Annotated in this window: 13 protein-coding genes; 7 read left to right on the top strand and 6 right to left on the bottom strand. The window is 68.5% G+C overall.

What is annotated here, in order from left to right; translation table 11 throughout:
* Positions 1-678: 678 nt before the first annotated feature.
* The 3 genes from ABD256_RS16180 to ABD256_RS16170 all read right to left on the bottom strand — a co-directional run bounded on the left by ABD256_RS16180 (position 679) and on the right by ABD256_RS16170 (position 2444).
* A complete protein-coding gene (locus ABD256_RS16180) occupies positions 679-1053 on the bottom strand; it encodes a hypothetical protein (protein WP_344418493.1) in 375 nt (124 codons plus the stop codon).
* Positions 1054-1098: 45 nt separating this feature from the next.
* On the bottom strand, positions 1099-1602 hold the full coding sequence (locus tag ABD256_RS16175) for a hypothetical protein (RefSeq protein ID WP_344418490.1): 504 nt from the start codon (positions 1600-1602) through the stop codon (positions 1099-1101).
* A 158-nt stretch (positions 1603-1760) separates the two neighbouring features.
* On the bottom strand, positions 1761-2444 hold the full coding sequence (locus ABD256_RS16170; RefSeq protein ID WP_344418487.1) for a GntR family transcriptional regulator: 684 nt from the start codon (positions 2442-2444) through the stop codon (positions 1761-1763).
* 109 nt (positions 2445-2553) lie between these two features.
* Between ABD256_RS16170 and ABD256_RS16165 the strand changes: the two genes are divergently transcribed.
* The 7 genes from ABD256_RS16165 to ABD256_RS16135 are packed head-to-tail and all read left to right on the top strand — an operon-like array spanning position 2554 to position 10877.
* On the top strand, positions 2554-3387 hold the full coding sequence (locus tag ABD256_RS16165; protein ID WP_344418484.1) for a fumarylacetoacetate hydrolase family protein: 834 nt from the start codon (positions 2554-2556) through the stop codon (positions 3385-3387).
* 13 nt (positions 3388-3400) lie between these two features.
* On the top strand, positions 3401-4327 hold the full coding sequence (locus tag ABD256_RS16160; RefSeq protein WP_344418482.1) for a VOC family protein: 927 nt from the start codon (positions 3401-3403) through the stop codon (positions 4325-4327).
* 5 nt (positions 4328-4332) lie between these two features.
* The gene (locus ABD256_RS16155; RefSeq protein ID WP_344418552.1) at positions 4333-5310 is read left to right on the top strand and encodes an amidohydrolase family protein; all 978 of its coding nucleotides are present in this window, start codon (positions 4333-4335) and stop codon (positions 5308-5310) included.
* Positions 5307-6575 carry an MFS transporter gene (locus ABD256_RS16150; protein ID WP_344418480.1) on the top strand — a complete coding sequence of 423 codons (1269 nt, stop codon included), beginning with the start codon at positions 5307-5309 and terminating at the stop codon, positions 6573-6575. The genes ABD256_RS16155 and ABD256_RS16150 overlap by 4 nt, the downstream gene beginning before the upstream one ends.
* Before the next feature lie 23 nt (positions 6576-6598).
* Positions 6599-8077 carry a bifunctional 3-(3-hydroxy-phenyl)propionate/3-hydroxycinnamic acid hydroxylase gene (locus ABD256_RS16145; RefSeq protein ID WP_344418478.1) on the top strand — a complete coding sequence of 493 codons (1479 nt, stop codon included), beginning with the start codon at positions 6599-6601 and terminating at the stop codon, positions 8075-8077.
* Positions 8074-8916 carry an SMP-30/gluconolactonase/LRE family protein gene (locus ABD256_RS16140; protein WP_344418476.1) on the top strand — a complete coding sequence of 281 codons (843 nt, stop codon included), beginning with the start codon at positions 8074-8076 and terminating at the stop codon, positions 8914-8916. Before ABD256_RS16145 ends, ABD256_RS16140 begins: the two co-directional genes overlap by 4 nt.
* Positions 8913-10877: an acetoacetate--CoA ligase gene (locus ABD256_RS16135; RefSeq protein WP_344418474.1), complete on the top strand. Its 1965-nt coding sequence runs from the start codon at positions 8913-8915 to the stop codon at positions 10875-10877. The genes ABD256_RS16140 and ABD256_RS16135 overlap by 4 nt, the downstream gene beginning before the upstream one ends.
* A 120-nt stretch (positions 10878-10997) precedes the next feature.
* Here ABD256_RS16135 and ABD256_RS16130 read toward each other — a convergent pair whose 3' ends face one another.
* From ABD256_RS16130 to ABD256_RS16120, 3 genes are all read right to left on the bottom strand, one after another.
* Positions 10998-11384 (bottom strand): alpha/beta hydrolase, encoded by a 387-nt coding sequence (locus tag ABD256_RS16130; RefSeq protein WP_344418472.1) that lies wholly within the window; start codon positions 11382-11384, stop codon positions 10998-11000.
* A gap of 9 nt (positions 11385-11393) precedes the next feature.
* Positions 11394-12413: an alpha/beta fold hydrolase gene (locus tag ABD256_RS16125; protein ID WP_344418470.1), complete on the bottom strand. Its 1020-nt coding sequence runs from the start codon at positions 12411-12413 to the stop codon at positions 11394-11396.
* 263 nt (positions 12414-12676) lie between these two features.
* Positions 12677-13894: an FAD-dependent oxidoreductase gene (locus ABD256_RS16120; RefSeq protein ID WP_344418468.1), complete on the bottom strand. Its 1218-nt coding sequence runs from the start codon at positions 13892-13894 to the stop codon at positions 12677-12679.
* Positions 13895-14016 lie beyond the last annotated feature (122 nt).

The following is a 14016-nucleotide window of genomic DNA, read 5'->3' as shown; positions in this document are numbered from 1 at the left end:
GCACGCGATCGGCACACGGCAGACGCGCTCGCCAAAGCGTGAGGCAGGCGAAGCCATTCGCCGTGCCGTGGCCCGACGGCCCTCACTTTTGGGCCGCCCGAAGCTCGAACACTGGCCCCAAGGATCAACAGTCCCTGTTCTCTATGTCATCGAGCGCCGCTTGGTGTCACGAACTGCCGGTTAGTACGGCAGCAGCACATAGATGATCTTGGCTGGTCAGGCAGCCGCCTCAGGATCATCATGTTGTGCGGCAAGAGGATCAGGGGGCGACGCCAAACGGCAATACCCGGGCTGCGCTGGGCGGGTCGCCAGCGGTGTGAACACGGTCTACTGCTCGTACACGGCTCCGGGCGGGTGCGCGTTGGCCTATGCCCGCATCTATTGTACCGGAAGAGTAACTCGCCGACATGATCGTCGATGAGAGGATCCCGCCGTGGATCACCGGTGACGACGCCGATGGCCGCTCAGAAACTCCGCACTTTCGTGGAGGACGACGGGATCGGGTATGTGATGCGCGCCGGGTGCGCCCGTGGTCCCCATCTGGCCCAGCGTAGGCACAGCCGGTAAACGCTTCAGCACGCTCGGGGATGCGCCGGTGAGAGCCAGGTGCCACCCGGCGGGCAGCGGATCATCACCACGCGGGCGGCGGCCCGCCACTGCCGGTGTGCGGCACGGCGATCAGGTCGCCACGCCGCACACCGGCAGGCGGCGCAGATATGCGCCGGGCGCATACTCGCTGAGGCTCCGTCGGGTCGATCCAGGAGCGGTGACCGGAACTAACGCGACGAGGTTCTTCGGAAACACGAGGAACGCCCGCAAGTTGCCGATACGAAATCTCGCAACCTGGTCAGGTTCTATTTCCAGTTGTCGACCGGGTTTTTGAAACTTTTTGGAAATGTTGACGTCGTGCTTGCCTTCCTGGTAGGCCTCATGCATTTCATCGGTGTTCTGGTCTTGGTTATGACCGCCCGTTAGATCGTTTGCCGCCTTGGGCACATCACCTTTGGTGGCGTCGTCAGCGGCCTTGGACACGTTGTCAAACATCTCGGTCATGTTTCGTCTCCTTCCCTGGGGTGTCTTCGGCGAGTACCCCAAAGATCAACTGGTTCTACCTCTTAAGAGAGGGGTGTAACCGAACGAGTGAGCCCGCCCGGTGGAACGTCGTCGATTGTGGGCATGATCGGCGTGTGCGGAGGTGACCATGCGGGTCGTGCGCACTCCAGAGTGCCGGTTGGCCTGACCGCCATCGATCCCGACTTCGGCGTCGATGCCGTAGTCGGTGCCGTAGTCGGTGCCGTAGTCGATGCCCTGCCGCTGCGACAGCCAACCCGGTGGCAACAGGCACCCAAGGGCACGCTCGAACTCCGCGTCCAGCTCGTGGCTCCGCGGACGTGGCGGCGACATCAGCCCAGCCTGGATGAGTGATGCCGCGAAGCTGGTTTTCGCCGTTGCGGTTTGCCGGAGGTTATCTTCGCCGTCTACCGAGAACAGGCGACCCTGCTCACGTTCGAGGCCCAGCCTTCTCCTCGCGGGCCGCATTCCTTCGAGCGCGACCGTCCGAATCCCCGCGCTGGATCGCGATTCGCGGAAGCGGTGAACCATGCCTTCTGGTTATCGCCGATGAGCCAATCGGCCTTGGACGCCGGTGGTCCGCGCCAGCGAGAATCGAGACATGAAACCCATGCGATGCTTGTCTTCTCCCCGAGCGCCACGCCGGAACGGCCTCGCATCAGCGCGGCTGAATGTGCATGTCCGCAAGGTCATTCGTCTCGTTGGAGCCGATTCCGGTACTCGTCGAGCAGCAGTTTCGTGGTGAGCTCGATGTGGTCGCTAAGCACCTCGACCGTGCCGGGGACGTCTCGCTCGATGGCGCGTTCGCACATGAGCTTGTGCTCCGCGGCGACATCCCGGTTGCTGTGTTCGCCCGAGGTGCGGGCCCAGCACCGGTAGACCTCGGCGGATTCACGAAGCTGGGTCGCCACCTCTCGCAGATGCCGGTTGGCGCAGCCCGCCAGGAGGGTCTCGTGGAAGCGCGCGTGCGCGGTCAGCCACCGCTCGTTGATCGCGCCGCCCTCATCGGCGAATGCCGTGCGCGCGAGGTTGTGGTGCGCCGCGAGCAGATCGGACTCCCACTCGATGGTTCCGTGCGCGACCGAATCGCGGACCACGTGCGTTTCGACGACTACGCGCGCATCGGTGAGGTCCCGCAAGGTATCTGGAGCGACCTCGATCACCCGGAACCCCTGCTGCGGCGCGAAAGTGGCGAGCCCCTGGCCCACGAGCCGGGGAAGCGCTTCGCGCAACACGCCGCTACTGGCTCCGTAATCGTCTTTGAGCGCTTCCACGCGCAGCCGGGATCCGGGTTCGTGACGGCCGTTGAGGATGTGCGCGCGAAGCCGCTGGTAGACGTCCTCGGCGCGGGTCGTGCTGCGAGCGCCAGTCATGTCGGGGATCGTACCCGATCTCGCATCCGCGAGAAAATCTCGATATTTCATTGACTTGTCGAGATTATCGGATGTTCACTGATCGAGACACGGTGGAGGGACGCAAAGGATGAAGACGACGACGCGGTCGGGCCGGATGTGCCTGGCGTTGGGCGACAAGGTGATCGACGTCGAGCGGGCGAGCGGCGGCCGGTTCCCGGCCGATCCGCTCGCGGTTTTCGAGCGCTGGACGGAGTTCGTGGAGTGGGGACGAGCGACGACCGACGGGCCGGCAGCATCCGCGGGGCTCGCGGGGAGCCCTTCGCCGACACCACGACAGGTGTTCGCTATCGGGTTGAACTACCGCGAGCACGCCGAAGAAGCCGGGCTCGCGCCTCCGGAGTCACCGGCCACTTTCACCAAGTTCGCCACCTCCCTCACCGGTCCGGACACCCAGCTGGCACTGCCGAGCGCGTTCGTCGACTGGGAAGCGGAACTCGTGGTGGTGATCGGACGGCGGGCCGAGAAGGTGGTGGCAGAACAGGCTTGGCGACATGTGGCGGGATTGTCCGCGGGGCAGGACTTTTCCGAACGAGTGGTGCAGTCGGCGGGGCCGGTCCCGCAGTTTTCGCTCGGCAAGTCCTTTCCGGGGTTCAGCCCGACCGGGCCGGTGCTGGTGACCGCCGACGAGTTCGCCGATCCCGACGACCTCGCGATCGAGTGCCTGGTCAACGGCGAGAGCGTGCAGAAGGCGCGCACGTCGTCACTGGTCTTCCCGGTCGCCGAGCTGATCGCCCTGCTGTCGTCGGTGTGCCCGCTGCTGCCCGGCGACCTGATCTTCACCGGCACGCCGGCGGGCGTCGGGCACGCGCGGACGCCGCGGCGCTACCTGCGCCCCGGCGACGAGGTGGTCACCCGGATCGAGGGCATCGGACAGCTCCGGCAGACCTGCGTCGCCGGCTGAGAGGAGCAAACCCATGGCACTGCACAGGTTGAAGTCGCTGACGGTCGGTGTGCCCGACGTCGCCGCGACGGCCGGCTACTACGTCGACTTCGGGTTGGCGCAGCTCGCGCCGGGCAGGTTCGCCACGGTCGAGGGCGGCGAGCAGTTCGCGCTCGAGCACTCGCGGATCCGCCGCCTGCTGGGCATGACGGTCGCCGTCGACGATCCCGACGACCTCGGCCGCATCGCCGGGAACCTGGAACGGCTGGACGTACCCGTACGGCGGGGCGCGGAAAGCCTGCGCGCCGAGGAACCGGTCGCGGACATCGTCGTCGAAGCGACCATCGAACCCCGGCTGGTTCGTGCACCGGTACCGGCGACGCCCTACAACGGTCCCGGCAGGCTGGACCGGCCCGGCACCAGGGCGCCCGCGCTGTCCCGGACCTACCCCGTGCGGCCCCTCGCGCTGGGGCACGTGGTGATCGGCACGATCGACCAGCCCTCGACCCAGCGGTTCTTCACCGACGGGATCGGGTTCAAGGTCAGCGACGTCGTCCCGGGCAGGGCCGCGTTCCTGCGCTGCTCCACCGACCACCACAACCTGCTCGTGCAGCAGGCGCCGCTCAACTTCCTGCACCACACCTCCTGGCAAGTGTCCGATGTGGACGATGTCGGACGCGGCGCCATGAGCATGCTCGCCGAGCACCCGGAACGGCACGTGTGGGGTTTGGGCCGCCACCACATCGGATCGAACTTCTTCTGGTACCTCAAGGATCCCGCCGGGAACTTCGCCGAGTACTACTCCGACATGGACGCCATCGTCGACGACCAGCTCTGGACCCCGCGGTCGTTCCACGGCATCCGGTCGCTCTACGAGTGGGGGCCACCACCTCCGCCCTCGTTCATCAACCCGGAAGACCTGGCGGCGCACATGACCGGCGCGCACACGGAAGGCAGTTGAGAACCGTGCACCTCATCGCATTGGAAGAGGCGTTCGCCATCCCGGAACTTCAGGCCAGGTTCCCGGTGCCGAAGACGGACACCGCCGCACGCTGGGTCGAAGACTGGGGGAAGCGGCTGTCCGACTACACGACGTACCGCCTGCCCGAAATGGACGAGCACGGCATCGACATCCAGGTGCTCTCCTTGACCGCACCCGGTATCCAGGGCCTGACCGACGCGCGGCAGGCCGTGACCGACGCCCGGTCGGCCAACGATCACCTGGCCGAAGTGATCGCCGCGCACCCGGATCGGTTCCGCGGCCTGGCCGCGCTGCCGCTGCAGGACCCCGAGGCAGCGGTGACCGAACTCCACCGCGCCGTTGGCGCACTGGGACTCAACGGGGCGCTCGTCAACGACCACACCGATGGCGCATACCTCGACGATCCGCACTACGAGCCGGTGTGGAGCGCACTCGAAGATCTGGGCGTGCCGCTGTACCTCCACCCGGGCGCGCCCCCGACGGAGCCGTGGCGCGTGCTCGAGGGGCGCCCGGAACTGCGGGGGCCGCTGTGGAGCTGGGCGGCCGAGACCGGCGGGCATGCCCTCCGGCTGATCTTCGGCGGAGTCTTCGACCGGCATCCTCGTGCCAGGGTCATCCTCGGTCACCTGGGCGAGTTCCTGCCGTTCCAGCTCGCGCGGCTCGACTCGCGCTACGCCCGGCAGGAACACCGGGCACTCGCGCGGAAGCCGTCGGAATACGTCGGCGACAACATCCTGATCACCACCAGCGGTGTCTGCTCGCCGGCCGCCCTCGCCGGCGCGATACTGGCCATCGGGGCCGACGCCATCATGTTCGCCGTCGACTACCCCTTCGAAGACACCGCCGAAGCCGTTCAGTTCCTCGAACGGGCACCGATCAGCGACCGCGACCGGGCGAAGATCGGCCACGGCAACGCCGAACGGCTCCTGCGCCTGCCGACGTGTCACGAGGTAAGTGCGTGAGCACGCCACAACCCGGCGCGCCAGTGCGCCCGATGCCGTGGCGGGCCATCGCGATCGGGCTGGCCGTCATGACGCTGGAGGGTTACGACCTCGTCGCCTTCGGCGCGACGACACCGCTGTTGCTCCGGCACCAGCCGTGGCACCTCTCCCTCACCGAGCTGGGCGCGTTGGGCAGTCTCACCCCCGTGGGCATGCTCTTCGGCGCCCTGCTGGTCGGGCAGCTCACCGATCGGTACGGACGACGACGGACGACGTTGCTCAGCCTCGTAGTCGTGTCGCTGGGAATGTTCGCCTGTGCGTTCGCTCCTGACCCGGAGCTGTTCGGCGCCAGCCGGTTCGTCGTCGGGCTGGGGGTCGGTGCGGTCTACCCCGCCATGGGACCGCTGATCTTCGAACTCGCGCCGACGCGGCGGAAGAACCTGAGCTCGGCGATCGTCCAGTGCGGCATCACGATAGGCGGATCGCTGGCCGCCGTCGTGGCCACCGTCTTCCTCCACGGAGGCGATTTCCGGCTGGAGTACCTCGTCGGTGGCGGCCTCGGGCTGCTGCTGTTGCCGGTGGCCTACCGCTGGTTGCCCGAATCACCGGCATACCAGCGGAAGTCCTCGGGAGAGCGGAGCGCGCCCCCGGATGGCGGATTGCGTCTTGTGCTGCGGCCGCCGTACACGGGAACGACGATCCTGTTCTGCGTCATCGTGATCTGCTCGTTCTTGCTCATCTTCGGGATCAACACCTGGTTGCCGCAGTTGATGCAGGCCGCGCGGTATCCCTTGGACTCCTCGCTGACATTCCTCGCGCTGCTCAATGTCGGCGCGACCGTCGGGGGCCTCGCGATCGCGGTACTCGCCGACCGGGCGGGCTCGAGAGGCCCCATCATCGCGTGTTTCGTCGTCGCCGCGACCGCTATGGCGGCGTTGAGCATCCGGTCTTCGTCGTTCGTTCTTTCCGTGATCGTGCTCATCGGCGGCGCGGGTGCGTTCGGTGTCCAGGGCCTGATCAACGTGTACATCGCACGCACTTACCCGGCGCACGCCAGGGCCAGTGCGATTGGTGTCGCGTTGGGAATAGGCCGGATCGGCGCGATCGCCGGTCCAGCGCTGGGCGGGTGGATCCTCGCCGCCGGTTTCGCGCCGCAGTGGAACTTCGTTCTCTTCGCGATACCAGCGCTGTTCGGGGCAATTCTCACCGTCGTCATCGGAACAAGAGGGCTTTCGCGGCACGACGGGAACAGCCACATCGCGCGACCGGTCGAAGAACCGGCCTGAAGGCCACAACGAGAGGGACAGTCATGGACACTTACGACATCGCCGTCGTGGGCTGCGGGCCGGTCGGCTTGGCCCTTGCGCGGCTGCTCGGCCTGCAGGGGCTTCGGGTCGCCGCGATCGATCCGAACCGCATCGTCTGCCACCACCCGCGGGCGACCCACCTCGACGACGAATCGATGCGCATCCTGCAGGCGCTGGGCGCGGCCGATCTGGAGCAGCGGTTCCTGCGGCAGACCGGGTGGACCCTGCGGCGGCCGGATGGCGCGCCGTTCCTCGAATTCGCCCACGCGCGCGAGGAATCCGAGCAGGGATGGCGTACCGACTACCAGTTCCACCAACCCGATTTCGAGTCCCGGCTGCGCGGCTTGCTCGCGAGCGAGGAGAACGTCGACCTCTGGTTCGGCTGGACGGTCACCGCGATCGACCAGGACTCCGGCGCGGTGTCCGTCACGATGGCGAACCGTGCGGCAAACCGGGTGACCACCCTGAAAGCGGCCTACGCCGTGGGCTCCGATGGTGCGAATTCGTTCGTCAGGCAGGTGATGGGTGCCGAAGTCGAAGACCTGGAGGGCACGCAGCGCTCGCTCATCGTCGACATCCATCCGTTCCGGCACCCTCCGGCACTTCCCGCGGCCTCCGGGTTCATCCTGTGCGAAGGTCGGCGCCCCATCACCTACGTGCCGATCTTCCCCCCGATGCTGCGGTTCGAATTCATGCTGCTGGACGAGGACGACGCGGCCGCGCTGGAACGCCCGCAGGCGGTGTACGACGCGCTCAGCCGCTGGATCGAGCCGGGCAGCTACCGCATCATGCGCGCCGATACCTACGAGTGGCACGCCCGGCTCGCGCACGGCTGGCGATCGGGAAAGCTGCTCCTCGCCGGCGACGCCGCGCACGAAATGCCGCCGATGCTCGGACAAGGCATGTGCTCCGGACTCCGCGACGCGGCGAACCTCGCCTGGAAACTCGCGGCCGTCGTCGGAGGCACCAGCCCCGACAGCCTGCTCGACACCTACGAAAGCGAGCGCGCCGCGCACGTTCGCCCGTACATCGTCGAATCCGCCAGGCAAGCCAATCTCATCGAGTCCTTCGGCATCGGCGAGAGCCACCCGGAACTGGCGGCACCCCGGACCCTCGAACCGCTCCGGCCACCGCTCGGCCCCGGCCTGACCGGGCAGCCGGGCGGTGTGGCCGGCAGGCTGAGCCCCCAGCCTCGTGCCGGCGATGGCACGAGGCTCGACGAGGTCACCGGATACAACTTCGTCGTGGTGGGCAAGCAAGCCGTGCCCGCGGAGATCGCGGATCTGTGGCAGCGACTCGATGTCTCGGTCGTGGCGGACGCGGGCCCCGCCGTTGACGCGTGGTTGGCCGCGAACTCGGCCACCGCGGCCATCGTCCGCCCCGACCGCTACGCGTTCGCCGTCACCGCCGACGCCGCGGAACTGGAGGCGGCGACGAAGGAGCTGGCTCGGATCATGTCGCCCCGGAAGGTGAGCGCATGAAGCCGTGCGGCAGCGGGATGTCCTGGGGCGAGGGACCACGCTGGCACCAAGGGGCCTTGTGGCTGTCCGATACCCAGGGCAGTCTATTGTGGACAGGCCACGGCGGAAGCTGGAAAGCCGCGAAACTGGACTCCCCGTCCAACGGGTTGTGGTTCCTGCCCGACGGCAGGCTCACCGCAGCCATGATGCACGAGAAGCGCATCGGCGTCTGGACCGGCGAGCGGTTCACCACCTACGCGGACCTCGGTGCCGTGGCCACCGGCCCGCTCGGGGATCTCGTCGGTGACGGGCACGGCAATCTGTACGTCGACGACGTCGGTTTCGCCGCGCACGCCGGCGAAGCACCCCGGCCGGGCCGCCTGTTGCGGATCGCCATCGACGGCTCAGCCACCATCGCCGCCGAGGACATCGAGTTCCCCAACGGTCTCGCCTTCATCGATGGCGGGCGCACCTTGATCGTCGCCGAAACCACCGCGCAACGGCTCACCGCCTTCAGCGTCGATCCGGACGGCAAGCTGAGCGACCGGCGGCTTTACGCCGACATCGCCGCACTGGTCGGAGTCAACGCTCGCCCTGACGGGATCTGGGCCACACCGCGAGGAGTGTGGGTGGCGACCACCACCGGGCACGCGGTCGTCCTCGTCCGGGACAACGCGGTGCTCGCCACGATCGACACCGGTACCGCGTTTCCCATCGCGTGCTGCGGCGACGGCGGGAACAGGCTGTTCGTCACCCTCGCCGACACCGGCGGACGACCGCTGCCCGAAGCCCTCGCGGCCAAGGCGGTGCGAACCACGGTCGCGGTCGCCGAGCCGTTCACGGCGCGGGAGACGTCATGACGGGGCAACCGCTGCGGATCCCGTCCGCGGCCGAGGCGGAGAAGGCGCGGATCACCGATTTCGCCCGGTACGCCTCGGCGCGCACCGGCCGCGATCTGACGGGCGAGTACCGGACGCTGTGGGAGTGGTCGGTTCGGGACCTCGACGGCTTCTGGTCAGCGGTGTGGGACTACTTCGGACTGCCCGCCCGCCCGGAGGACCAACCCGCGCTGGCGACCGAGGCGATGCCGGGCAGCGTGTGGTTTCCTGGCAGCACGCTGAACTACGCGGCCGAGGTGTTCCGGGGCCGCGACGACGTCGGCACCGCGGTGGTCGCGGTGACCGAGGACGACGCTCCCGTCGAGGTGAGCTGGGGCGAGTTGCGCCGACAAGTCGCTTCCGTCGCGGCTTCCCTGACCGAACTGGGCGTCTCGCCCGGCGACCGGGTCGTGGGGTACCTGCCGAACTCGGCGGAGGCGGTCGTGGCGTTCCTGGCCGCCGCGAGCCTGGGGGCGATCTGGGCCGGGTGCGGTCTAGACTACGGCGGCTCGGCCGCGCGAACGCGTTTCGCGCAGCTCGAACCGGCCGTGCTGATCACCACCACCCGGTCCGTGCACGGCGGCCGCATCATCGATCGCACCGCCGACATAGCGGGCCTGCGCGCCGGGTTGCCGAGCTTGGTCGCGACCGTGGTCGTCGACGGCGCGGCCTCGGTGCCCGGGGCGATCCCCTGGTCGTCGATCACCGGCGGCGACGGTGCGCTAGCGCCCGTGCCGGTCCCTTTCGAACACCCGCTGTGGGTGCTGTTCTCTTCGGGAACCACTGGGCGTCCCAAAGGGATGGTGCACAGCCACGGTGGCGTAGTCCTGGAACAACTGAAGCACTCGGCGTTCCACCAGAACCTGCGTCCCGGCGACCGGATCCTCTGGTACACCACGCCGAGTTGGATGCTGTGGAACTCCCTCGTCGGCGCTCTCCTCGTGGGGGCGACCGCGGTCTGCTACGACGGCAGCCCCGCGTTCCGCCGCCCGGACGCCTTGTGGCGCCTGGCCGCCCGCTTGCGCGTCACCGTGCTGGGCACCAGCCCCGGCTACCTGGCGTCCTGCCGCAAGGCCGGTGCCCGGCTCGGGGACCACGACCTGGTGACGCTGGTGCGGCTGGGGGTCACCGGATCGGCGTTCCCGCCCGATCTGCACCGCTGGGTCGACGGTGAACTCGGGCGCCGGGTCCAAGTCGTTTCCAGCAGCGGCGGGACGGACGTGGTCACGGCCTTCGCGAGCGCGGCACCCACCACCCCGGTGTGGGCGGGCGAGCTGTCCGCCCCGTGCCTCGGTGTCGCGCTCGACTCGCTGGGGCACACCGGAAAGCCCGTACGGGACGCGGTGGGCGAACTGGTCGTGCGCCGTCCGATGCCCTCCATGCCGGTGCGGTTCTGGAACGACCCCGACGGCGCCCGGTACCGCGACGCGTACTTCGGCACCTTCCCGGGTGTGTGGCGCCACGGAGACTGGATCACCATGACCGGCCACGGCTCGGTGATCGTCCACGGGCGGTCGGACGCGACGCTGAACCGCCACGGCGTGCGCATGGGAAGCGGCGACATCTACGGCCCCGTCGAGGAACTCGAAGAGATCCAGGATGCCCTCGTCGTGGGCGTCGAACAGAGCGACGGCGGATATTGGATGCCGTTGTTCGTGACCACGGTCGACGGGGTCGAACTCGACGAGGCACTGCGGCAACGGATCCGTGAGGCAATCCGACACCGCGCTTCGCCGCGGCATGTTCCCGACGAGATCATCGCGGCACCCGGGATCCCGCGCACCCGAACGGGCAAGAAGCTCGAGGTCCCGGTCAAACGGCTGCTGCGCGGTGACGACCCGGACACCGTGGTTGACCCCGGCAGCATCGACCGACCCGACCTCATCGGCTGGTACCGCCACATCGGCATCGCGCATCGCGCATCGCCGACCGCCGCAACGTAGAGCCGTCGTGACAGGAGCATCGGTCTGCCTGGACGCGGCTCCTTGCTACCGCGCTGAACCGCTCATCGCCCCGTTCGCTCACCAGCGCGGGCTCCTGGATCGCGGTCGGTGCCCAGCGCCCTAGCCCGCCGGAGGGATCGGAGCACCTGGGCAGCTCGCGCCGGAGGTCTTGCCGGTGTCGAAGAACTCGACCGCTTTCGAGGCGCAGGGCAGGATTGACAGTGAGCCGTGTATGTCGTCCTCGACGGTGAGGAGCGAGCCGCCGATGTGGGCGCGCATGTCGTGGGCCCACGGGAGCGGCGTGACCGACTCGTAGGCGTGACCGACGAGCTGCAGTGGGCTGTTACCCGGTTTGAAGTGCCACGTGGTGGCGGGCAGCGGCCAGCCGGCGCAGTGGCCGTCCTGGGTGCCGTGGCTGCCGGCGACCGGGAGTTCGGCGGACAGCGCGAGGTGGTTGCGCCAGTGCGTTTCGAAGTCACGGGTGCCGCTTGATTCGTTGCAGATCAACGCGTTCTGCTAGTCCGGGTTGAACGCCGGGTTCGGATCGCGCCAGTCGAAGCCGGTGCGGGCGGGCACGGCCGCACCGGGCGCCTTGCCACCGGAGCGGAGCTTCACCAGTTGCTGGGCCGAGTCCGGCCATTTGCGGCGGGCTCCGAGGAGCAGGCCGTCGACCGTGCTCCGGTCGGGTGCCTTCGCCCGCAGGTTCAGCAGGGCCTTGGTGACCTCCGCCTTCGTGGCGCCGAAGTGGTAGACGCGGTCGTTGCCTGCCAGCCAGCCGGCGAAGTCGTGGAACGAGTTCTCCTTCGCCGTCATCTGGTCGCGGTCGAACGCGGTGAGGTCGAAAGTGGAGGCCACGACCGAGTCGAGCAGCATCGCGGCGACGTGGTCGTCGAACAGTGTGCGGTATTCGGCGCCCAGCGCGGTGCCCCAGGAAACCCCGTAGTAGCCGATCTTTTCCTCGCCGAGCGCCTGCCGGATCCGGTCCATGTCGCGGGCCACGTTCGCGGTGGTCGGATTCGCCGTGAACTCCGGGTCCCGCACCACGCAGTCCTGGTAGTGCCGGGCGTCGCGTTCGGACTGGAAGCGGGCTTTTTCCTTGTCGGACAAGGAAGGATCCGGCGGCGTGCTGTCCTGCGGGCAGGACAGCCCGGCGCTGTAGCCGACTCCGCGCGGGGCGAAACCGACGATGTCGTGGTGCACGCCGAGTCCCGCGGCCTTCGAGGCCAGCAGTTCCCGCGGCATGCTCATGCCGTACGCGCCGGGGCCGCCCGGGTTGACCAGGATGACCCCGTCCCGGCTGCCGGTGGCCCTGATCCGGCTCACCGCCAGCTCGAACGTGCGCCCACCCGGTTTCGCGTAGTCGACCGGCACCGTGATCGCGGCGCATTCGGTGCGCTGGTCCTCCGCGGGCCAGCCGCCGGCGATGGTCCGGCACGGCTGCCAGGACAGGCTGTCCGCAGCCGTTGCCGTCCCCGGCACCAGCGGTACGAGCAGCAGGGCCGCCAAGGCCGGTCCGGCGAGTTTCCTGATCGACATGCGGGTCATGGTGGCAGCCCGCCGGGTCCGGGCCAATCGGCCGATCGGCCACCCCAGGCGGCGATCGGCCAAGCACCGCGGCGGCTCGCCGAGGAGGACGCCTTGGTCGAGGACAGCGGTGGCCGGCCCCCGCGCTCCGGCAACTCATCCTGCGGGCACCAGCACCCGTCGTCGCCAGCAGGAGGCACCCGCACCGGGAAGCCAGCGCGCCCGTTCGGTCCTGGCTTGGCGCCGCGGCCGGTGGATCTTGCCCGGTTCGTCCATCAAGCGGGTTCCGGGCTTTCGGGGAGTTGCCACATGCCTCCCCGGTCCTCGGCCGAGAACCGCGCGACGAGGTCGGGGATGCGCAGTGCGGTGGCCGCTCCGGTGAGGGTGAGGAAGGTGTTGATCCCGAAACGGCCCGCGGGCATGCCAAGGCGCAGCAGGCGTGGTTTCACCGTGGCCTGGATCTCGTCGACGAACGGCCGGAGAGTCGTGTCGTAGTTCGCCAGCGCCCGGGGCAGGTCATCGGGGTGCCGGTTGATCTCGCCGGCCAGAACGTGGGCGCCGACCAGTGCGCCGGAGACGCCCATGCCGCTGTAGGGGGAGGCGCAGTGGGCGGCGTCCCCGACCAGGGCCACGCGTCCCTTGGCCCAGGTGTTCGTACGGACCTGCACGACTTCCTGGGAGTAGAAGCTCGGGGTGTCGCGCATGCCCTCGATGAACCGGCCGGTTTGCCATCCGGCATCGCGGAACCGGTCGGCCCAGAACCGCTTCTGGCGTTCGACCGGCTCTCGGTGGATGCCCGACGCTTCTTCCGACGTTTCCCGCAGCGAGAAGTACACCTGGGTCTCGTCCGGGTTGTGGCTCCGGCGCATGATCATCCGGCCGCCGAGGGCGAGGTAGGTGTCGCGGATGTTGCTGTCCGACGCGATGCGCGGAACGAACCAGTACGCCATGTGGATCCCCACCCGCCGGTACGGTTCCGGCGTTCCGGCGGGCAAGAGCGCCCGGCGGACGCGTGATCCCTGCCCGTCGGCGCCGACCAGCAGGTCGAACTCGCCGGACGAGCCGTCGGAGAAGTGGGCGACGACTTTGGCCTCGTCCTGCTCGAAGCGGTCGACGCTCCTCCCGAAGACGTAGTCGACGTCGTTCTTCGTCGCGTCGTGGAGGAGGCGCACGAGGTCGCCGCGCATGATCTCGTACTCGGATGTCAGCGTCTGGCGCCCCTGGCCGGACGTGTTGGCCATGATCGTCGCCCTTCTCCTGCCCCGGGAATCCACGAAGGCGACGCCCGGTTCGTCCACGAGCTTGCTCTTCACGGCCTCCAGAAGTCCCATGGCTTCGACCGCCTCGATGCCCTGGCCGCGGAGATCGACCTGGGCTCCGGTCGCCCGCAGCGCCCCGAAGCGCTCGACGACGACCACTTGGTGACCGCCTCGCGCAAGCCAGTAGGCCAGTGCCTGCCCGGCGATACCACCCCCGCAGACGAGAACCTTCAAGGAGCGGATTCCGGATGTGGATGTCATGACACGGGTTTCCCATCTGTCCGTTCGATGTGCGCGAAGACCGCCATCTCGGCAGTCCTGGCATCACTGACCGTTACTCGGTAAGCTTACTTCAT

This window comes from Amycolatopsis minnesotensis (assembly GCF_039529815.1).
In the GTDB taxonomy this organism is placed as follows: Bacteria; Actinomycetota; Actinomycetes; order Mycobacteriales; family Pseudonocardiaceae; genus Amycolatopsis; species Amycolatopsis minnesotensis.
The sequence above is the reverse complement of the archived record's forward strand: the minus strand, read 5'-3'. Positions and strand labels throughout refer to the sequence as shown.